The organism is Stenotrophomonas africana (assembly GCF_013004645.1).
In the GTDB taxonomy this organism is placed as follows: Bacteria; Pseudomonadota; Gammaproteobacteria; order Xanthomonadales; family Xanthomonadaceae; genus Stenotrophomonas; species Stenotrophomonas africana.
Window position 1 is genome coordinate 37,928 of record NZ_JABEME010000010.1, and the last position, 19,294, is coordinate 57,221.

At 66.8% G+C, this 19,294-nt stretch carries 19 protein-coding genes; 8 read left to right on the top strand and 11 right to left on the bottom strand.

Features of this window, described 5'->3' with window-relative positions; translation table 11 throughout:
- Positions 1-76: 76 nt before the first annotated feature.
- The 4 genes from HLA98_RS16470 to HLA98_RS16485 form a co-directional block, all read right to left on the bottom strand.
- On the bottom strand, positions 77-817 hold the full coding sequence (locus tag HLA98_RS16470) for a hypothetical protein (protein WP_057500678.1): 741 nt from the start codon (positions 815-817) through the stop codon (positions 77-79).
- Between the two features lie 151 nt (positions 818-968).
- Positions 969-2,084 carry a cyclopropane fatty acyl phospholipid synthase gene (cfa, locus tag HLA98_RS16475; protein WP_129550507.1) on the bottom strand — a complete coding sequence of 372 codons (1,116 nt, stop codon included), beginning with the start codon at positions 2,082-2,084 and terminating at the stop codon, positions 969-971.
- A 19-nt stretch (positions 2,085-2,103) separates the two neighbouring features.
- The gene (locus HLA98_RS16480) at positions 2,104-2,985 is read right to left on the bottom strand and encodes a PdaC/RsiV family protein (RefSeq protein WP_057500142.1); all 882 of its coding nucleotides are present in this window, start codon (positions 2,983-2,985) and stop codon (positions 2,104-2,106) included.
- A gap of 37 nt (positions 2,986-3,022) precedes the next feature.
- Positions 3,023-3,325: a GNAT family N-acetyltransferase gene (locus tag HLA98_RS16485; RefSeq protein ID WP_006455911.1), complete on the bottom strand. Its 303-nt coding sequence runs from the start codon at positions 3,323-3,325 to the stop codon at positions 3,023-3,025.
- A gap of 209 nt (positions 3,326-3,534) precedes the next feature.
- Here HLA98_RS16485 and HLA98_RS16490 point away from each other — a divergent pair, with 209 nt between their 5' ends.
- Positions 3,535-3,696 carry a hypothetical protein gene (locus HLA98_RS16490; RefSeq protein ID WP_162838400.1) on the top strand — a complete coding sequence of 54 codons (162 nt, stop codon included), beginning with the start codon at positions 3,535-3,537 and terminating at the stop codon, positions 3,694-3,696.
- A gap of 43 nt (positions 3,697-3,739) precedes the next feature.
- Here the strand turns inward: HLA98_RS16490 and HLA98_RS16495 are convergent, their stop codons facing one another.
- Positions 3,740-4,366 (bottom strand): rhomboid family intramembrane serine protease, encoded by a 627-nt coding sequence (locus tag HLA98_RS16495; RefSeq protein ID WP_057500143.1) that lies wholly within the window; start codon positions 4,364-4,366, stop codon positions 3,740-3,742.
- Positions 4,367-4,373: 7 nt separating this feature from the next.
- Entirely contained in the window at positions 4,374-5,939 is a 1,566-nt protein-coding gene (locus HLA98_RS16500) for a POT-type proton-dependent oligopeptide transporter (RefSeq protein WP_057500144.1), read from the bottom strand.
- Positions 5,940-6,101: 162 nt separating this feature from the next.
- On the opposite strand from HLA98_RS16500, the gene HLA98_RS16505 reads away from it, so the two are divergent.
- Positions 6,102-6,950 (top strand): endonuclease/exonuclease/phosphatase family protein, encoded by an 849-nt coding sequence (locus tag HLA98_RS16505; protein WP_057500145.1) that lies wholly within the window; start codon positions 6,102-6,104, stop codon positions 6,948-6,950.
- A 176-nt stretch (positions 6,951-7,126) separates the two neighbouring features.
- On the opposite strand, the gene HLA98_RS16510 is transcribed toward HLA98_RS16505, so the two are convergent.
- A complete protein-coding gene (locus HLA98_RS16510) occupies positions 7,127-7,738 on the bottom strand; it encodes a superoxide dismutase (RefSeq protein ID WP_005410310.1) in 612 nt (203 codons plus the stop codon).
- Between the two features lie 220 nt (positions 7,739-7,958).
- On the opposite strand from HLA98_RS16510, the gene HLA98_RS16515 reads away from it, so the two are divergent.
- The gene (locus HLA98_RS16515) at positions 7,959-8,411 is read left to right on the top strand and encodes a guanyl-specific ribonuclease (RefSeq protein WP_057500149.1); all 453 of its coding nucleotides are present in this window, start codon (positions 7,959-7,961) and stop codon (positions 8,409-8,411) included.
- Complete coding sequence (locus HLA98_RS16520; protein WP_049449230.1) at positions 8,411-8,824, top strand: barstar family protein; 414 nt, start codon at positions 8,411-8,413, stop codon at positions 8,822-8,824. Before HLA98_RS16515 ends, HLA98_RS16520 begins: the two co-directional genes overlap by 1 nt.
- 144 nt (positions 8,825-8,968) lie before the next feature.
- Here the strand turns inward: HLA98_RS16520 and HLA98_RS16525 are convergent, their stop codons facing one another.
- A complete protein-coding gene (locus HLA98_RS16525) occupies positions 8,969-10,735 on the bottom strand; it encodes a hypothetical protein (RefSeq protein ID WP_057500146.1) in 1,767 nt (588 codons plus the stop codon).
- A 10-nt stretch (positions 10,736-10,745) separates the two neighbouring features.
- Complete coding sequence (locus tag HLA98_RS16530) at positions 10,746-11,345, bottom strand: NfuA family Fe-S biogenesis protein (protein ID WP_057500147.1); 600 nt, start codon at positions 11,343-11,345, stop codon at positions 10,746-10,748.
- 90 nt (positions 11,346-11,435) lie between these two features.
- On the opposite strand from HLA98_RS16530, the gene HLA98_RS16535 reads away from it, so the two are divergent.
- The 3 genes from HLA98_RS16535 (at position 11,436) to zupT (ending at position 13,107) form a co-directional block, all read left to right on the top strand.
- On the top strand, positions 11,436-11,786 hold the full coding sequence (locus HLA98_RS16535; RefSeq protein WP_006456031.1) for a 4a-hydroxytetrahydrobiopterin dehydratase: 351 nt from the start codon (positions 11,436-11,438) through the stop codon (positions 11,784-11,786).
- Positions 11,783-12,199 (top strand): energy transducer TonB, encoded by a 417-nt coding sequence (locus HLA98_RS16540; RefSeq protein WP_057500148.1) that lies wholly within the window; start codon positions 11,783-11,785, stop codon positions 12,197-12,199. The genes HLA98_RS16535 and HLA98_RS16540 overlap by 4 nt, the downstream gene beginning before the upstream one ends.
- A 98-nt stretch (positions 12,200-12,297) precedes the next feature.
- A complete protein-coding gene (gene zupT / locus HLA98_RS16545) occupies positions 12,298-13,107 on the top strand; it encodes a zinc transporter ZupT (RefSeq protein ID WP_010486740.1) in 810 nt (269 codons plus the stop codon).
- 502 nt (positions 13,108-13,609) lie between these two features.
- On the opposite strand, the gene HLA98_RS16550 is transcribed toward zupT, so the two are convergent.
- On the bottom strand, positions 13,610-14,584 hold the full coding sequence (locus HLA98_RS16550; RefSeq protein ID WP_057500218.1) for an RluA family pseudouridine synthase: 975 nt from the start codon (positions 14,582-14,584) through the stop codon (positions 13,610-13,612).
- A 407-nt stretch (positions 14,585-14,991) separates the two neighbouring features.
- On the opposite strand from HLA98_RS16550, the gene HLA98_RS16555 reads away from it, so the two are divergent.
- Positions 14,992-18,237, top strand: coding sequence for an Rne/Rng family ribonuclease (locus tag HLA98_RS16555; protein WP_057500217.1), 3,246 nt, complete (start codon positions 14,992-14,994; stop codon positions 18,235-18,237).
- Between the two features lie 168 nt (positions 18,238-18,405).
- Here HLA98_RS16555 and HLA98_RS16560 read toward each other — a convergent pair whose 3' ends face one another.
- Positions 18,406-19,293, bottom strand: a complete 888-nt coding sequence (locus HLA98_RS16560) for an endonuclease/exonuclease/phosphatase family protein (RefSeq protein WP_057500216.1) — start codon at positions 19,291-19,293, stop codon at positions 18,406-18,408.
- Position 19,294 lies beyond the last annotated feature (1 nt).

The following is a 19,294-nucleotide window of genomic DNA, read 5'->3' on the forward strand; positions in this document are numbered from 1 at the left end:
TTTTTTGTGGCATCCACCCATGGCGTGGATCTACTGCAGTCCCGGTAGATCCCATCCATCCGTGGATGATCTCCGGTCACCGCCGGAACAGCCGCTCCCACCATCGGCTTTTTGGAGCAGCTGCAGGAGAGGCATGGGCACCCAGGAACTCCTGCAGTTGGGCCGCGGCGGCCTCCGCGTACAGCAACGCGCCATCGGGCGCGCAGTTGAGTAGATTGCTCATGCTGGTCGATGCATTGAGGTCCATCGGGTTCGGCTCGACCACCTCGCTTGCTTCCAGCAATCCGCATTCCTTGCCGATGGCATCATCGACAACGCTCCAGAACACGGCCAGTCGACCATCGGAAAACAGCTCGTCCAGACGCGCACGCAGTTCATTGTCCCCGCCGTAGTCCGCGCGCATCTGCTTCAGCCGGTCATGCGTGATGAACACACCACCACCGTAGTTCTCGCGCAGGTGGTTTCCGGCAGCGGCGTCCGCCCACTGCGGCGGCACCAGTTGCCGCCAGTCCGCGAAATAACGGGCAATCACTGGGTCGTCGATGAAGAACGAAAGGGCGCTCCCGCGAAGGTAATGATACCGGCGCAGGTGACCGGCCACGATCGCCAGGTACAACGCGTGCCCCTTCTCGAAAGGCACTTCGGCGCTGATCGAGCGAGCCTCGTCGATGCGTTCCTGCAACTGCTCCATGTAGAACGGCTCGATCCGGAACCGCTGTTGCAGCGCCTCGACCAGCGTCACGTCCTCCAGCGCACGGAAATAGATGTCACGGATCTCCGAATCCGCGACTGGATGGTAGGTGATGTCCCAACCCATGCTGCAACGCCTTCAGGAATGCGGTAATCCCGCCGACCCAACAGCTTAGCGTCGACGACGCCCACGCGCGGAGCAGACCGTGCAACACACGGATTTGGCGTCAGTGAGTGTCGCATCCGGCCCGCTCTCCCCCCCCCCCCCCGCGCACCCTTTAGCGTGGCGCCACGTACCCGCCCGGCACGCCTTCCGGCGACAGCACCAGCTGCCACAGCTGCGCGTGCCGGGTGCGGAAGGTCGCCATCGATCCGGCCAGGTAGAACCGCCACATGCGCCGGAAGTGCTCGTCATAACGCGCATCCAGCTGCGGCCACGCCACTTCCACGTTGCGTCGCCAGGCCTGCAGGGTCAGGTCGTAGTCGGTGCCGAAGTTGTGCCAGTCCTCCAGCACGAAATGCCCTTCGAAGGCCTTGGTGATCTGCACCGCCGACGGCAGCATTGAATTGGGGAAGATGTGGCGCGCGATCCACGGATCGGTGCGATGCCGCGAGATGTTGGTGCCGATGGTGTGCAGCAGCAGCAACCCGCGCGACGACAGGCAGCGTTTGGCCACCTCGAAGAAACTGGCGTAGTTCTTGTCACCGACGTGCTCGAACATGCCGATCGAGAAGATCGCATCGAACGGTTCGTGCAGTTCGCGGTAGTCCTGCAGACGGATCTCGATCGGCAGGCCCGCGCACAGTTCGCGCGCGAACCCGGCCTGTTCCTGCGAAATGGTCACGCCGACGCCACTGACACCGTAGCGCTCTGCGGCGAACTTCAGGGCTTCGCCCCAACCACAGCCGATGTCCAGCACGCGCTGGCCTGGGCGTAGGCCCAGCTTGCGGCAGACCAGGTCGAGCTTGGCTTCCTGCGCGGCGTCGAGATTGTCGGCATTGCGCCAGTAGCCGCAGCTGTAGACCAGGCGCTGACCGAGCATGGCCTGGTAGAGATCGTTGCCGAGGTCGTAGTGACGGCGGCCCACTTCGTAGCTGCCCTGCCCGACCTGCAGGTTGAACAGGCGCGCCTTCAGTGCATCGGCCACTTCGCGCCAACCGTGCACCCGTTCGTCCAGGTGCGCCTGCATCAGGTGGAAGAGGAATTCATCCAGGACGTTGGCATCCCACCAACCGTCCATGTAGCTCTCGCCCAGGCCGAGCGAGCCGTGGCCCATGACCCGCGCGAAAAAGCGCGGGTCATGCACCTGGATGTCCTGTGGCTGGGTGCCGCCGATGCGGACCCCGGCTTCGTGGAGCAGGCCGGCGACCCGCTCCTGCAACCCTGTATCCACACCACCTCCTCGACTGCGGTCAACCGCGTGCGAACAGCTCCACGTAGTCCTTGGCCACGTGCGGCAACAGCACCGCCGCCGGTACATCGGCGGTCTGGGTGCCGTCCGAGTATGGACCCACCTGGTACGGCGGGAAAACAAAGCGCAGCGCGGTGATCTGCCCCTTGTCGTCGGTCAGCGGCTGGAACTGGCTGAAATTGTCGGCCTGCGGGCCGGTACCGTCGGCGATCATGCGCGATGCGTTGCGCAGCGACTCCTGCAGCTGGGCCGGGTCCATGTCCTCGCCACTGAGACGGGTGGCCACGCGTTCGCGCAACTGGTCGGCGACGAAATCGCTGATCGCCTTCCAGCCCTTGGCATCGGCCACCAGCTTTTCGGCGCTGAGCATCTGCTGATGCTGCGGCAGCCACACGAAGCGCGCCACCAGCGGTTCGCCATGGGCGCCACCGGTATAGCGGCTGCCGTCGGCACTGACCACCACCAACTGCGGCGTTTCCAGCAACTTCTCGAAGCTCAGCGACAGCTCGTAGGGCATGGTCGGCTTGTCGTTGCCAAGCCCGTCCAGTGCCTGCTGCAGGTCGCTGCGAGCGCTGGTGGCATAGTCCTGCAGCGCGCGCGCCAGGCCCGGGTAGCGGTCGATGCCGGCCGGGTAACTGATGCCCACCACTTCGCGTTCGTTGTTCTCGATCACGTCTCGCAGGTCCAGCGGCGCCTCGGTGGCCGGCGTTTCGCCGGCGGCGGTGGCCTCGGCGGCGGGTGCCGCGTCGGCTGCCGGCGCCGGCTCGCTTTCACGCTGGCAACCGGCCAGCAACAGCACGCCCACCACGCCGGCCAGCACGGTGCCGTGCAATGGCCGGTTGTTTCCAATCTTCATCGGGATCCCCTGTTCATGTTTGTACATCATCGCCTGCCATGGCTGAAGCGTGGCCCGCTGGCATTCAGCCAACGAGCAGGTCGTGGTACTCCTCGTGCCGCTGCAGGAAGGCCTCGGCGTAGGAACATGCCGGCACCACCTTGTACTTCTGCTCGCGGGCAAAGCGCAGTGCCACGCGGGTCAGCTCACCTGCGATGCCACGGCCGGCAATCGGCTCGGGTACCTCGGTGTGGGTGATGACCATGCGCCTGCGTTTGATCTGGTAATCGAGCACCGCCAGCTGTCCACGCACACGGGCGGTGAAGCGGTGGTTGGCCAGGTCGTGTTCGACCTCATAGGCCAGACCGGGGGGCGTGACCGAAGCCATGGAACTGTCTCCTGCGGCGACTGCGTGGATGGTGCGCAGCCGGGCGCCATGATCGCGTGAAGCCTGAACAGGGGCAAGTCCAGTCCGTTCACGTCAGTTTTCGACCCTCAAGCTGGAGGGCCGGCGGCCGCTATCGCCTGTGGAGGGGTCCGGCCAGGCTGGCACGGCCCTTGCGACCGTTGATCATGCGCACCACCGCGGAGGCACCAATGCACCCCAGTGATTCCCATACTGATACCGACCGTGCCCTGCTGGAGGGCCTGCTGCAACTGGCGGTGGAAGGGCAGACCGAAGACCAGGATTTCCAGCGCATCGGCGAGGAAGTGTTCGCCCGCCTGATGGACACCTACGGCCAGCAGACCGCAGCCTGAGCCTGCCGGGGCGGATCGCTGCCGATCCGCCCCGCTGCCGCCATCAACCGCCGCCGAGGCGGAAGGTCGGGTTGGAGAGCTCGCGCAGGAAGTGGTTGAAGATGCTCGGCTGCATGGCCAGCATGAAGATCACGCCGAACGCCGCGCCCGCCAGATGGGCACTGTGGTTGATGCGGTCACCGCCGCGCTTGTCCATCCAGATGCTGTAGCCGACATAGAACGCGGCGTAGACGATGGCTGGCGCCGGGATGAAGAACACCAGGATGATCGACCACGGCTTGATCAGGATGAAGGCGAACAGCACCGCCGACACCGCACCGGACGCACCCAGGCTGAGGTAGTTCGGATTCTTCTGGTTCTTCAGGTAGCTGGGCAGGATCGAAACCAGCAGCGCGCCAATGTAGAACGCCGGATAGGTCAGGTAGCTGCCGGTCAGCTGCACCATCACGCTCTCGATGAATCCCCCGAAGAAGAACAGGGTGATCATGTTGAAGATCAGGTGCGACCAGTCAGCGTGGATGAAGCCATAGGTCACCAGCCGGTCGTACTGGCGGTGACGGTCGATGGCCGGCGGCCAGAGGATCAGGCGGTCGGCCAGCTTGCGGTTGTTGAACGCCATCCACGACAGGATGGCGGTGATGGCGATCAACAGCAGATTGACGGGGGTCATGTCAGGCTCAGGCGCTACGGTAGTTGTCGACCATACGATAGCGTTTCGCATACCAACCGAAGGCCAACGCCGCGATGAAGGCGAAGCCGGCGAAGAAGAACATCAGGAACGCCGCCTCGCTCAGGCCCGTGCCGGCGATCTGGTGGGTCACCGTGTCATTGCGCACCGCCGCGTTGGACAGCAACACCCACAGGTTGCCGATGGTGGTGGTCAGGTTCCAGAAGCTCATCACCACGCCCTTCATCGCCTGCGGCGCCTGGCTGTAGGCGAACTCCAGGCCGGTAGCCGAGACCAGCACCTCACCAAAGGTCAGCAGCGCGTACGGCAGGATCTGCCAGAAGATCGACATGGCATTGCCACCGTCCATTACCACCTGGATGCCACCGATGACGATCCAGGCCAGGCCGCTGAAGGCGATACCGGCGGTCATGCGGCGCAGCGCGGTCGGCTCGAAGCCGAAGCGGCGCAGGGCCGGGTACAGCACCAGGTTGTTGAACGGGATCAGGATCATCACCAGCAGCGGGTTCAGCGCCTGCATCTGCGAGGCGGTGAACCAGCTCGGCATCTGCATCTGCTGGCCCTGCAGGACCCAGGTCGAGGCCTTCTGGTCGAACAGCGAGAAGAACGGCGTGGTCAGCGCGAAGATCACCAGCACGCGCAGTACCGAACGCACACCTTCCACGGCTTCGGCCGGATGCTGGCCGCGGGCGCGGTCCAGCTGCAGCCAGGTGCCACCCCCGATGCCGGCAAGGATGGCCACCAGCGCCAGGCACAGGCAGATCACGATGCCCAACGAACCGACCAGGCCGAACGAGGCCACTGCCAGCACCCCGCCGAGCACGGCGATCACCAGGCCCGGACGGCCCTGGCCGGCGACGCGCGCGGTCAGCGCGGTGCGCACCACGTTGGCGAACGAGTGCGGGTCCTTCGGCGGCAACGGCACCAGCACGTAGCGCTTGCGGCCCAGCCAGAACACGAAGGTGGCGATGAACATCAGGATGCCCGGAATGCCGAACGCCCACTGCGGGCCCCAGTTCTTCAGCACCAGCGGGATCAGCAGCGAGGCGAACAGCGAGCCGAAGTTGATGATCCAGTAGAAGGCGTCGAAGACGATCTTGGCCAGGTGCTTGTTGCTCTGGTCGAACTGGTCACCCATGAACGAGGCCACCAGCGGCTTGATGCCACCGGCACCCAGCGCGATCAGGCCCAGGCCGAGGAAGAAGCCTTCGCGGCTGTTTTCGAACAGTGCCAGGCACAGGTGGCCGGCGCAGTAGACCAGGCTGAACCAGAGGATGGTGTGGTACTTGCCGAAGAACTTGTCGGCCAGCCAGCCACCGAGCAGCGGGAAGAAATACACGCCGATCATGAAGCTGTGCATGATGTCCTTGGCTTCACCGGCACGGCCCTCTGCAGTGATTTCCTGCAGCAGCAGCGAGGTGATCAGGAACTGCACCAGGATGTTGCGCATCCCGTAGAAACTGAACCGTTCGCAGGCCTCATTGCCGATGATGTACGGAATCTGGCGCGGCATCCTTCCCTGGCCGGCGATGGGGGCAACTGCGTCGTGGCTCATCCTGTAAGGCATTCCTGCAAAGCGAAAGGCGCAAGGTTACCGGAACCGGGGCTTGCGAAGCACGCTGCAGGGCTGCATGACGACGGTGCCAATCCATGGCAGGCCGTCCTGGCCCCGCCGGAAGTCACGGAACCTGCACGACAAAAGCGTAAACTTATCGTTATGCGCCCCCTCGCCCACGCCCGCCTCCTGCTCAGCTGTCTTGCGCTGTTGCTGGCGCTGCAGGCACAGGCGCGGCCGCAGGCGCCGGCGTCCGCCACCGGCGGGGGCGAGGCTCGCCAACTGACGGTGGCCGCGCTGGAACTGCCCAGCCGCGATGACACGCAATGGAAACAGCGCCGCGAGCAGGTCGCGCAGCTGCTGACCGACCTGCAACCGGACGTGATTTCGGTGCAGCAGGTGCTGCAGCAACAGGGCCGCAACCCGGCCTGCTGGCTGGCCAGCCGGCTGCGCTACAGCTGCGACTTCGTTACCGCCGATCCGCCCAGCCAGCCGCTGCGGCATGGCAACGCGATGCTGACCCGGTTGCCGGTCAGCGAGGATGGCGTGACCCTGCTGCATCCACCCGGCACCTTCAGCGCCGCCGGCATGATGCGGCTGAAGCTGGGCGAGGCGCTGGTCAACATCTATGTGGCGCGACTGCGCCCGGACCTGGACGAGGCCACTGCCCGCCAGCATCAGACCAGCGATCTGATGACCTGGATCGGCGCCACCTCCGAGGGCATGCCCAGCCTGATCGCCGGTGATTTCTCCGCCAACACGGTGGAACTGGTGCGCAGCACGCCCGGCTTCCAGCCGGCCCGGCGCAATCCCGGCGGCCGCGCCGATCCGCCCGCGGCCAGTGGCGGCGGTGCGAGTGGCCATGGCCTGGATGTGCTGTTCCAGGTCAAGCACTTCGGCGGCATCCGCCAGCAGCCGATCCTGCTGCCGGCCGACGGCGACCTGCCCGGCCTGCGCCTGGGCGTGATGGCCACCCTGCGCCTGCAGGGCGATACGGCCACCGCCGAATAGCCCCGCCTTCGGCCCCGGTGGGTGCCAACCTTGGTCGGCACATTCCCACTGCGCTCGCATCATCTCCCGTGCCGACCAAGGTCGGCACCCACCAGAGGTCCTGCCCGGCGTCCAGAAGCTGGGAAACAAAAAGGCCGGGGTCTCCCCCGGCCTTCTCATGTCATTCCGTCACGCAATCAGGCGATCGCTTCCTGGTAACGGCGCTCGACTTCGTTCCAGTCGATGACGTTGAAGAACGCGCCGATGTATTCCGGACGGCGGTTCTGGTACTTCAGGTAATACGCGTGCTCCCACACGTCCAGGCCGAGGATGGGGGTGTTGCCTTCCATCAGCGGGCTGTCCTGGTTGCCGGTGCTCTCGACCACGACCTTCTTGTCCGGGGTCACGCTCAGCCACGCCCAGCCGCTGCCGAAACGGGTCAGCGCAGCCTTGGTGAAGGCGTCCTTGAACTTGTCGAAGCCGCCCAGGTCCTTGTCGATGGCCTTGGCCACGTCGCCCACCGGGTTGCCGCCAGCATTGGGAGCCATCACGGTCCAGAACAGCGAGTGGTTGGCATGGCCGCCACCGTTGTTGCGCACCGGACCCTGCAGGTTCTCCGGCAGCGACTTGAGCTTCTTCACCAGTTCTTCGACCGGCAGGTCAGCGTACTCGGTGCCTTCCAGCGCCGCGTTGACGTTGTTGATGTAGGTCTGGTGATGCTTGGTGTGATGGATTTCCATCGTCGCCGCATCGATATGCGGTTCCAGCGCGTCGTAGGCGTAGGACAGCTTGGGCAGGGTATAGGCCATGATGCATCTCCTGATTGCGAGGGCACCCGACGGTGTCGGGCGTTGCGCGGTGAATGATGGGGACAGACCCCCAGATTACCAAGGGGGATGTAAAGGAAATTGCGTCCTGCCAGTGAGCACGACGGCAATTGTTACGCAGCAGTGACGCGACGCCGTCCTCATGCACCGTGCAGCGCACTGGCGCTACAGTCCCTGCACCACCCTCGCCCGCTCCCTGCCCATGCGCAACCCCCGGCTGCTGATCACCGCCATCGCCCTGCTGCTGCTCGGCCTGGTCGTCAACCATTTCATGCAGCGCCCGCCGGCGCCGCAGTTCGCGCCGGACCTGCAGGGTACGCCTGCCGCGCGCGCGCCGGCCACGGCCGCAACCGGCAACGACAGCGGCCTGCCCGCGTTCCTGCCCGCCGAAGCCCGGCAGACCATCGCCCTGATCCAGCGCGGTGGTCCCTTCCCGCACCGCCAGGACGGCAGCACCTTCGGCAACCGCGAACAGCAGCTGCCACAGCGTCCGCGTGGCTACTACCGCGAATACACCGTCGACACCCCCGGTGCGCGTACCCGCGGCACGCGCCGCATCGTCACCGGTGGCGATCCGCCGGAGGCGTGGTACTACACCGACGACCACTACGAATCGTTCCGCAGCTTTACCGTACCGGCCCAGGGAGCGCAGTGATGAGCCACGATGATTTCGGCCTCGGCCTGCATGACATCAACAATGCTGGGGTCTACGCCATCGACAGCGACGACATCGACGCACTGGCCGCAGCGATGCGTGATGCCGGGCTGAAGGTGATCCGCATCGATCTGGAAGGCGTGGCCGACAAGCGCACCCTGCTCGCCCGGCTGGCCGCGCAACTGGATTTTCCGGCCGGCTTCGGCGGCAACTGGGATGCGCTGTCGGACAACCTGCGCGACCTGCAATGGCTGCCGGCCAACGGTTACGCGCTGTTCCTGGCCGACGTGGACACGTTGCGCGCCTCCACGCAGAAGGACTTCGACACCCTGCTGGATGTGATGGACGAGACCAGCCGCGACTGGGTCGGCCGCGACGTGCCGTTCTGGGTGTTCCTGTCGCAGAGCGCGTAAGGTCACTGCCCTGGCGGATGTCGACCTTGGTCGGCATGCGCCGGTGCCTTGGTAGAGGCCGACCCTGGTCGGCGCTTCTGTGCCAACCAGGGTTGGCACCCACCAAAGCGCGGGGCGGCCGGCGTGTGGGGTCCGGCCCCTTGCCTAGCGGCTCCCGTTATCTTCCTGCAGTTCCTTCTTGAACGGGATATCCGGTGGCGGTCGCGCCACCGCCGGCTGGTCCTGCATGTTCGGATTGGTGAGGCCACAGCCACCACCAGCCTGCAGGATCGAGATCACACAGGATATCTTCGTGCCGGTGCCCGGCAACGGAATCTCCATCGACTTGATGCCCTTGCGCACCCACTCGGCCAGCAGCGATTCCTGCGGGACCCAGTACTTGTCGAACGAAGTGGGCGTGTAGTCGTACGGCGGTCGCTTCAACCACGTGCCCGATTGCGCGATGCGTTCCTTGCTCCAGCCATCGTTGGCACCACCGGGTGCACCGCGCTCGGCACGACCCTCGCCTTCCTGGCCCGGCACGCGGACGCTGCCATCGGCATTGAACAGGCCACTGCCCTTGCCGGTGGTGCTGGCCTGGCGGGCGCCGTTGTCGGCGCCGTCATGGTTGCGGCTCGATGCACCCCAGTCATCGCCCTTGGCGGGCGTGGCCCAGTTGCCCGGATCGGGGGCTGGACGCGCTCCAGCCTGGGCCGGGGTCGTGGTGGATGCAGCAGGCCGCGCAGTGCTGCTGCTCGCCTGCGTCGCGCTGCCACTGGATGCCGGCGCAGGTGTTGCCGCAGGTGCACTCCCATTCGAAGACGAAGGGGCTGCCGCCGGTGCCGAGGCTACTTCGCGCTCGCGCACCTGTACGTCACGACCCGCTGGCGCATGCACTGCCGGCTCACGACCGGCGACGGTTGCCATCCGCACCTGAGGATCGACCACTGCCTGCACTTCACGCTCGCGCACCTGCACGTCGCGCTGCGGCACGCGCACCTGCACATCGGCCGTGCGCAGCGGCTGCGACACCGCCGGTGCATCGACCGTACTGACTTCGCGCTCCTGCACCGGGATGTCACGCAGCTGCGGCGTCCGCACCGCGATCTCCGGCGCACGCGGTGCGGTTGGGGTTGGCGGCGCCTGCACCGGCTGCACGCTGCGCTCGCGCACCGTGGGTGTGGTGTCACGCGGCACGATGCTGACCTCGGTGCGCGGCACGCTGACCGGCGGCACCACGAAATCGGTGCTGGCCTGCGCCACTTCGGTGGCCTGCACCGGCGACGGTGGCGGGGCCGCAAGCGGGGCCGGCTCGGCGTCGGCCGGCGGCGACGGCACACTGGCTGTCGGTGCTGGAGCCGGTGCGGGCGCAGGCGCCGACGCGGCTGCAGGACGCGGCTCAGGTGCCGTCGCTGCCCCCGCTTCCTGGCCGGCGGCAACCTGCCCGGCCGGTGCAGCGGCAGCCGCTTCGGCGCCGGGCTGATCACCCCCGCCTTCCTGGCTGGCGCGACCGACGAATTCCACCTGCACACGCTCGCCTTCGGCGCCCTCTGCTTCCGGTGCCGTGGTGCGGATCACCGCAACCCACAGCAGCAGCACGAAGAACAGCAGGTGCAGCAGCGCGCTGGCCAACGCCGAGGTCCAGCGCATCCAGCGCTGATCGCGCGGCGCTGCGTCCCAGTCCTGCCAGAACAACCGGCGCAGCGACTGCCACGATGACAGCCGGGGCGACTGGCCCGGCGGTCCCGGCAGCGGGCGCGGCAGCAATACCGCAATCACTTCGCGGGCGTGGAACGGCCGCGGCAGCGGGCCCAGCGAACGCAGCCACAGCGCCCAGCCATAGGGCAGGCGCGTGGACTTCTCGAGGACGGCGCGTGGCTGCTGGCGGGCCAGCAGCAGGTCGATAAGTTGCTCGGCCCGGGTCAGAGGCACGCGTCAGCGATCAGGCGGCGTTGCCGCGAGGGATGTACGGCGCGTGGCCACTGTCGTGGTCGGTCGCGTCGCGCACGGCAGTCACACCCGGCACGCGGCCCATCAGGGTCTTCTCGATACCCTGCTTGAGCGTCACATCGGCCATGCCACAGCCCTGGCAGCCACCACCGAAGCGCAGCAGCACCACGCCTTCGGCCGACACTTCCTGCACGGCCACCTTGCCGCCATGCGAGGCCAGCTGCGGATTGACTTCGTTCTCGACCACCCAGTGCACGCGCTCGACCAGCGACGCGGCATCGCCGGGGGCCTCGCCCTTGATGCGCGGCGCCTTGATGGTCAGCTGCTGGGTACCGGCACTGCCGGCGACGATGTCGATCTCGGCGCCGTCGAGCCAGCCGACGCTGCTCGCATCGACGTAGAGGGTGAAGCCATCGCAGTCCACCGCCCACTCATCACCGAGCAGGTCGCTGGGTTCGGCGAACTCAAGCCGGGCATCGGCGCGCGGGGTGCCGGGGTCGACTGCACTCAAGCGCACGCCCATGCCGGGCACGCCCTCGCGTTCGATCAGCTTGCGGAAATGGGTCTGGGCAGTGTCGGAGATCTGGATCATCAGGCTATTCTAGCCAAGTAAGCGTCAGCCGCTCATTCGGTTTATACACCGTCCGGCGCATTGTTCAGTCAACACGAGGTGGAGATTCCCATGGCCGACCTGATTCCACTGGCCCAGGCCCGTTGCGTGCCGCGCAAAGGCAGCGACCACAAGCTTGGCGAAGCCCGCCTGGCTGAACTGCTGCCGCAGATTCCCGGCTGGGAGCTGAGCGAGGGTGGCCAGGCGCTGTCGCGCACCTTCCGCTTCAAGGACTACTACGCCACCATGGCCTTCGTGAACGCGCTGGCCTGGATCGCCCACCGCGAGGACCACCATCCGGACCTGGGCGTGCACTACGACCGCGCGGTCGTGCGCTTCTCCACCCACGACGTGGGCGGCCTGAGCGAGAACGACTTCATCTGCGCGGCAAAGACTTCGGCCCTGACGGAGCAACTGCCATGAACGTACGCTTGTTGAGCCTGTCCCTGATGGCTGCGACCGGCCTGGCCGGCTGTGGCGCGTCCGAACCGCCCGCACCACCACCGCCGCCGCCGACAGAAGTGGCCGCAGTGAAGACGCCGCCGCCGCAGTACCCGCTGGAGCTGGCCTGCATGGGCGTGGGTGGCACCAGCACCTTCAAGGTGACCATCGGCACCGACGGCAAGCCGAGCGAGGTCGCGCTGTTGACCGGGGCCGGCAACCCGCAACTGGATGAACTGGCCAAGACCGCCGTGCAGGGCTGGCAGTTCAACGCTGCCACCCGCAACGGCCAACCGGTGCCGGCCACCATCCAGGTGCCGGTCAGCTTCAACCCGCCGCAGCCGAAGCCAGACCAGTGCTTCGCCATCGAAGAACGGCTGCGCCGCGGCGGCTGATCGCCCGTACCCCGACGAGGCCAGCCGACGCCCGCCTCGCCCTCGCCGCCCCGGCCTTGCCCGGGGCGGCTGTCTGTTGACCAGGACCGCGTCGGTACATGCTGCAGATTCCCCCCGAAAACATCTGGATCGCGCTGGCGGTCACCCTCGCGGCCGGCCTCGCCACCGCCATCGGCAGCCTGCTGGTGCTGTTCTCGCGCCGCCCCAATCCGCGCCTGCTGGCGTTCGGCCTGGCTTTCGCCGGCGGCGCGATGGTCTATGTGTCGCTGTCAGAGATCCTCAACAAGTCCATTGCCTCCTTCGCACTGGCCTATGGAGAGCGCACCGGCTTCACCTACGGCACCCTGGCTTTCCTGCTGGGCGTGATCGTGATCGTGCTGATCGACCACTTCATTCCCAATCCGCATGACAGCCTCGACAAGCAGGACCCGGCGTTCCGCGAGAACAGCCGCGAGTACCTGAAACGGGTTGCCCTGCTGACCTCGGTCGCGATCACCGCGCACAACTTCCCGGAAGGGTTGGCAACCTTCTTTGCCACACTGGAAAGCCCATCGGTGGGCATGCCACTGGCTTTCGCCATCGCCATCCACAACATTCCCGAGGGCATCGCGATCGCGGTGCCGGTGTACTTCGCCACCCAGAACAAGTTCTATGCGTTCAGCGCCAGCCTGCTGTCGGGCCTGGCCGAACCGGTGGGCGCGGCGCTTGGCTACTGGCTGCTGTCCGGATCACTGTCGCACGCCACCTTCGGCTGGGTGTTCGGGCTGATCGCCGGCGTGATGGTGTTCCTGGCGCTGGATGAGCTGCTGCCGGCGGCCAAGCGCTATGCCAAGGGCCACGAGACGGTTTACGGGCTGGTGGCCGGCATGGGCACGCTGGCGATCAGCCTGGTGCTGTTCAAGTGGTGAGGGGTTTGCGGCCAACGGACTGAGCCCCTCGCGGCTGGCGCATTCCACAGTATCGAGCGGTCACGGGCGGGGTCGGTTCGCGGGGGACGCCGTTAATCCGTCCTTGGAGGCTTGTCCGCGCCATCCATTGCGCGGACACCCCCGCGAACCGCCCCCGCCCGTGCCCCTCATTTTTCCGTGCGTGCCAGCCGCGCAATGAAAGAATGAAAAGCGAAGCCCGCGCTGCGCGCGTGAGTCGAGCGTGGCTCGACTCTACCCGGGCCGCCGCGCGGCCCGGGTCTGCTTTTCTTTTGATGTTCCGTGGCTGACGCGCACGCGATCTGTCGAGGGGCGGTCGGGATGGGTTGGCGGGGGTGTCCGCGGCATGGATGCCGCGGCCAAGCCCCCAAGGATGGGTTCACGGCGTCCCCCGCCAACCCATCCGGACCGACCAAAACCGGAACCCCATGTTGGACGCCAGCCGGAGGGGGCTGCGCCGGTTGGCCGGTCAGCCCCGAAGGGGTTACTTCAGGCGGTCCAGCGCCTCGGCCAGCTCATCCGCCAGCGGCGCGTTCAGCACGTACGGGCTCTTGCCGTCGTCCAGTGCGAATTCCAGCGAGGCCGCATGCAGGAACAGGCGCTTCAGTCCGATCTGCTCACGAAGCCGCTTGTTGACCGCCGGATCGCCGTATTTGTCGTCACCGGCCACCGGATGACCCAGGTGCTGGGCATGCACGCGGATCTGGTGGGTGCGACCGGTTTCGATACGCACCTCGCAGTACGAATGGCCGCCGCGACGCTCCAGCACGCGGAAGTGGCTGATCGATTCCTTGCCGATCGCGTTCACCTGCACATGGCGCTCGCCACCCTGGCGCAGGCCCACGTGCAGCGGCGCATCGACGGTCATCACGCCGTCGGGCATGCGCCCGGCCAGCAGGGTCAGGTAGCGCTTGCGGATACCGGCGCCATGGTCTTCACGCAGCAGCGCCTGCAGCTCGCTCAGGGCCGAACGCTTCTTGGCCACGATCAGCAGGCCCGACGTGTCGCGATCCAACCGGTGGACCAGCTCGAGGGTCTGGCCCGGGCGCAGCGCGCGCAGGGTCTCGATGGCGCCGAAGCTGATGCCGCTGCCGCCGTGGCTGGCTACGCCAGTGGGCTTGTTCAGGGCTAGCAGGCGGGCATCCTCGAAGACGATGGCCTGCTCCAGGCGGCGCATGAACGCCTCCGGCGGACCGGCCTTGTCTCCTTCTTCACTGAGACGAACCGGCGGCACGCGCACCTCGTCGCCCGCCTCCAGCTTGCGCTCGGCCTTGGCACGGCCACCATTCACCCGCACCTGGCCGCTGCGCACCAGCTTGTAGACCAGGCTGCGCGGGGCGCCCTTCAGCTGGCCGAGCAGGAAGTTGTCCAGACGCTGGCCGGCGCGGTCGGCGGGAACGGTGATCATGCGCACGGAAGGCTTGTCGCCAGCGGGCTTGGTGGGGTCTTGGGCAGTCATCAGGCTGTTTATTCTGTTACACTCGGGGGGCGAGATAAGGGATTGATTTCGTTGGAAGTTACTCAGGGCCAGAAGCCCAGCTTCCGACGAATCCGGCACAGTGCGCGACCACCGCCCGCGGGGCGGCCATGTTAGCGGCTCACCGGCCTTCCCGGCCATCGCCGGATGCCTGACACGCAACCGTGCTGAACATGTCCCGCGTGGCGCTCCAGCCTGGCTGACAGCTGCCTGCGGCCTGTAACACCCCAAAACCCATAAGAGTGAAGCGCTCCCGCGGCCTGCCGTGGTGTCGTAGCGCTGGAAACCCAAGCCGCCCTCCCCGCGCTTGCGCGAATGGGCGGCGAACCGTGTCCAGAGGCGAAACCCCATGGCGTTCCGCGCGGTAGCCGCTTGCGAGGAACGCAACAATGAAGCGAATGCTGATCAACGCCACGCAGGCTGAAGAGCTGCGTGTTGCCATCGTGGATGGCCAGTCGTTGTATGACATCGACATCGAGCAGCCGTCGAAGGAACAGAAGAAGTCCAACATCTACAAGGGCCGGATCTTCCGCATCGAGCCCTCGCTGGAAGCGGCCTTCGTCGAATACGGTGGTGGCCGCCATGGCTTCCTGCCGCTGAAGGAAATCTCCCGCGATTACTTCCAGGCCGGTGTCGACCACAACAAGGCCGGCATCCGCGAACTGCTGAAGGAAGGCCAGGAGATCGTCGTCCAGGTCGACAAGGAAGAGCGTGGCAACAAGGGCGCCGCCCTGACCACGTTCATCTCGCTGGCCGGCCGTTACATGGTGCTGATGCCGAACTCGCCCAGCGCCGGCGGTGTCTCCCGTCGCATCGAGGGCGAAGACCGGGCCGCCCTGAAGGACGCCCTGGACAAGCTGAACATCCCCGACGAAATGGGCGTGATCATCCGTACCGCTGGCGTCGGCCGCGATGCGGAAGAGCTGCAGTGGGACCTGGACTACCTGCTCAACGTCTGGCGTGCCATCGCCGAAGCCGCGCTGAGCAAGCCGGCCCCGTTCCTGATCTACCAGGAATCGCGCCTGATCGTGCGCGCCCTGCGTGACTACCTGCGCGCCGACATCGGCGAGATCCTGGTGGACACCGAGGAGATGTACGAGCACGCCCGCGAGTTCATGCAGCAGGTGATGCCGCAGACCCTGCGCAAGCTCAAGCATTACAAGGACGACATCCCGCTGTTCAACCGCTTCCAGATCGAATCGCAGATCGAAGGCGCCTACGAGCGCAACGTGCGCCTGCCGTCGGGCGGCTCGATCGTGGTCGACCAGACCGAAGCGTTGACCGCCGTTGACGTCAACTCCTCGCGCGCCACCAAGGGCAGCGACATCGAGGACACCGCGTTCCAGACCAACCTGGAAGCGGCCGAGGAAGTGGCCCGCCAGCTGCGCCTGCGCGACCTGGGTGGCCTGGTGGTCATCGACTTCATCGACATGGCCTCCAACAAGCACCAGCGCGAGGTCGAGAACCGCCTGGCCAACGCGCTGAAGTACGACCGCGCCCGCGTCCAGGTCGGCCGCATCTCGCGCTTCGGCCTGCTGGAAATGAGCCGCCAGCGCCTGCGCCCGAGCCTGGGCGAGTCCAGCCAGATCGTCTGCCCGCGTTGCGACGGCCACGGCCGCATGCGCAGCGTCGAGTCGCTGTCGCTGTCGATCATCCGCGTCGCCGAAGAGCATGCGATGAAGGAGAACACCGGGCAGGTGCTGGTGCAGGCCCCGGTGGAGATCGCCAATTACCTGTTGAACGAAAAGCGCAGTGCCCTGCGCGAGATCGAGCAGCGCCACGAGGCGCCGATCGTGATCGTCGCCGACGAGCAGCTGCACACCCCGCACTACACCGTCACCCGCCTGCGCGAGAACGAGCTGGGTGAAGAGAGCAACAAGCCCAGCTACCAGCGCGGCACTCCGCGCAAGCTGCCGGTGCACGCTCTGACCAAGGGCCAGCTGAACATCCCGCCGCCGGCGGTGACCCAGGTCAAGCACACCTCCCCCGCCCCGGTGCGCGAGGAAGTGGAGCCGGCCGCAGCTGCCCCGGCCCCGGTCGTGGCAGCGCCGGTGGCGCCGGCCCCGAGCGGCGGCGTGATCGGTTGGCTCAAGCGCGTGTTCGGTGGCGAACCGGCCCCCGCGCCGGCGCCGGTCGCGCCGGCAGGGCGTCAGTCGCAGGACGGTGGCCGCAAGGACCGCAACAAGGATCGCAACAAGGACCGCAAGGACCGTCGCGACGACAATCGTGGCAACGGCGGCAACGGCAACGCGCAGCAGCAGAAGGACGGCAGCAACCGCAAGGACCGTGGTGAGCAGCGCAAGGACGGCCGCAACGGCAATGCCCAGCAGCAGCCGCAGCAGGGCAAGCAGAAGGAGTCGCAGCAGAAGGATGGCCAGCAGCAGCCGCAGCAGCAGAACAAGCCGCGCAACGAGCAGCAGGGCCAGAACCATAACCAGAACCAGCAGCAGCCGAAGCTGAAGCAGCCCAAGCAGCCGCGCCAGCAGCAGGACGGTGACAAGCCAGCCGAGAAGCCGCAGCGCGGTGCCGCCGAAGCACCGGCCGAGGCCGTGACCGCGGCAGCAGCCGTGGCCGCCACCGCCGTCGCCGCCAATGTGGTGACCGCGCAGGAAGCCACTGCACCGGTCGCCCCGGTTGCGCCGGTGGCCGCCGCTCCGGTGGACACTGCAGCACCGGTCGAGACCGGTGCCAACGCTGCCAGCGAGACCGAGGTGGTTGCGATTGCCGGTGAAGAGGCTGCAACCGACACTAATGGCGAGCAGGCAGGCGAAGGCGCGACGCGACGTCGTCGTGGCCGTCGTGGTGGCCGTCGCCGTCGTCGCGGGGGCGCCGAGAACGCCGCCGGCAGCGACGTCCTGGGCGATGACCAGGACGATGGTGACGACGGTGATGACGCCGACGGCGCCGAGCCGAACGTCGACAGCACTGCCGGCACTGCGCCGGTCGCTGCTGCGCAGCCGGCCCGTTCGCAGCCGGAGTTCGACTTCGATGACGAAGCCGAACCGACCGCTGCCGACGCCGCGAAGCCGGTCCGTGCTGCCGCCGCCGTTGCCGCGGCACCGCTCGCCGTAGTGAGCAGCGCCGTGGTCGAAGCCGCTGCCCCGGTCGTGGCTGAAGTACAGGCCCCGGTCGAAGCTGCTGCGAAGACTGAAACGGCGTCCTCGCCGGTGCAGACCAGCATGCTCGATGCCATCGACGCCGCGACCCCGGCCCAGCCGGTAGCCGCTGCCGCGCCGGCAATCGAAGCCATTGCACCGGTGACCGAAGCAAAGCCGGCCGCGGTTGAAGCAGCCCCGGTTGTTGAAGCAGCTTCGGTTCTTGAAGCTGCTCCGGTGATCGAAGCGAAGCCGGAGATTGTTGAAGCCGCTCCGGTGGTCGATGCCGAGCCGGTGGTCGTTGAGGCTGCGCCGGTGGTTGAAGCCAAGCCGGTCGTCGTGGCCGCCGAGCAGCCGGTCGCTCCGGTGGCGGTGGAAGCCGCGCCAGTGGACGCTTCGGCCCCGGTCGCCGAAGCAGTGGTGACGCCGTCGATTGACCCGGTCGCCGATGGCCACACCGACGCTGCAGCCCAGGCTGCAGAAGCCAAGGCCGACGAAGAAGACGAAGAAGCCGCCAAGCGCACGCCGCCGGCGAACTGATCGCTCTTTGTCGCGTGAAAACGAAACGGCGGGGATCAATGATCCCCGCCGTTTTGTTTGTGCATCGGGCGCGTGCAGCGCTCTGGTAGCGGCCGACCCTGGACGGCGCCGTTGTTGGAGCGGACGCGGACACGCCCGTGCCAACCAAGGTTGGCACCTACCAGGACATCAGCGCGCCGGCGCGAACTGCAGGCGTGTCCACACGCCGTAGTGATCGGATGCCCAGCGACCGCTGTCGTCGGGCTGGTCGAACAGCAGCTTCGCCTCGCGTGCGACCATCTCGTCCTGCTGGAAGAAGATGTGGTCGATCCGCGAAGGCGCTTGGTAGTAGTGGCGATTGAGCGTACTGACCCCGGCCAGGTCGGTGTTGACATGCACGCTGCCGTAGCTGTCGCCGTAGTGGCTGCGCAGCTCGCTCAGGTCGCCAGCGTCCACCAGCGCATTGAAATCGCCGGCGATCACCACCGGTGCACCGGCCGAGGTTGCAGTGATGAAGCGCAGAAGGTCCTCCACCTGGGTGCGACGGATGCGCTGCCCACTCTCGTCACTGCGCTCGTTCAGATGCGTGGCGTAGACGTTCACCGGCGCGCCGTCGACGTCGATGCGCAGGTGAGCAACGGTGCGGTAGTCGTCCAACGGCTGCAGCAGATGATCCCCCTGGGCGAGGATCGGCCGCCGGGTCAGCAGCGCATTGCCGTAGCGCTTCGGTGCGCCCACCGGATCGGTAGACACGAACACGTACCTGTAGCCGAGTTGGCTGGCCAGCCATTGCGCCTGGTTGCGCACGTTGCGGCGCTGGATCACCTCCTGCAGGGCAACCGCATCCGGCTGCAGACGCTTGAGCTCGGCCAGGATGGTGCGGCGCCGGCTCGGCCAGTCTTCGCGGTCATGATGCAGGTTGAAGGTGACCATGCTCATGCCCGGCGCGCTGGCAACGTCGGCCGCCGCAGTCGTGGCAACCGGTACGGCCGCCATCATCACGCCCGGCAATGCCAATGCCATTGCCAGCCCCAGGGCACGCACGGTCGTGCGCACCCTCTCCCCCTGCTGCTTCATC

Coding starts and splice junctions, on each gene's coding strand:
- HLA98_RS16470 (WP_057500678.1), bottom strand. CDS start 817: ATGGGTTGGGACATCACCTACCATCCAGTCGCGGATTCGGAGATCCGT.
- HLA98_RS16480 (WP_057500142.1), bottom strand. CDS start 2,985: ATGTACAAACATGAACAGGGGATCCCGATGAAGATTGGAAACAACCGG.
- HLA98_RS16485 (WP_006455911.1), bottom strand. CDS start 3,325: ATGGCTTCGGTCACGCCCCCCGGTCTGGCCTATGAGGTCGAACACGAC.
- HLA98_RS16490 (WP_162838400.1), top strand. CDS start 3,535: ATGCACCCCAGTGATTCCCATACTGATACCGACCGTGCCCTGCTGGAG.
- HLA98_RS16495 (WP_057500143.1), bottom strand. CDS start 4,366: ATGACCCCCGTCAATCTGCTGTTGATCGCCATCACCGCCATCCTGTCG.
- HLA98_RS16500 (WP_057500144.1), bottom strand. CDS start 5,939: ATGAGCCACGACGCAGTTGCCCCCATCGCCGGCCAGGGAAGGATGCCG.
- HLA98_RS16505 (WP_057500145.1), top strand. CDS start 6,102: ATGCGCCCCCTCGCCCACGCCCGCCTCCTGCTCAGCTGTCTTGCGCTG.
- HLA98_RS16510 (WP_005410310.1), bottom strand. CDS start 7,738: ATGGCCTATACCCTGCCCAAGCTGTCCTACGCCTACGACGCGCTGGAA.
- HLA98_RS16515 (WP_057500149.1), top strand. CDS start 7,959: ATGCGCAACCCCCGGCTGCTGATCACCGCCATCGCCCTGCTGCTGCTC.
- HLA98_RS16520 (WP_049449230.1), top strand. CDS start 8,411: ATGAGCCACGATGATTTCGGCCTCGGCCTGCATGACATCAACAATGCT.
- HLA98_RS16530 (WP_057500147.1), bottom strand. CDS start 11,345: ATGATCCAGATCTCCGACACTGCCCAGACCCATTTCCGCAAGCTGATC.
- HLA98_RS16535 (WP_006456031.1), top strand. CDS start 11,436: ATGGCCGACCTGATTCCACTGGCCCAGGCCCGTTGCGTGCCGCGCAAA.
- HLA98_RS16540 (WP_057500148.1), top strand. CDS start 11,783: ATGAACGTACGCTTGTTGAGCCTGTCCCTGATGGCTGCGACCGGCCTG.
- zupT (WP_010486740.1), top strand. CDS start 12,298: ATGCTGCAGATTCCCCCCGAAAACATCTGGATCGCGCTGGCGGTCACC.
- HLA98_RS16550 (WP_057500218.1), bottom strand. CDS start 14,584: ATGACTGCCCAAGACCCCACCAAGCCCGCTGGCGACAAGCCTTCCGTG.
- HLA98_RS16555 (WP_057500217.1), top strand. CDS start 14,992: ATGAAGCGAATGCTGATCAACGCCACGCAGGCTGAAGAGCTGCGTGTT.
- HLA98_RS16560 (WP_057500216.1), bottom strand. CDS start 19,293: ATGAAGCAGCAGGGGGAGAGGGTGCGCACGACCGTGCGTGCCCTGGGG.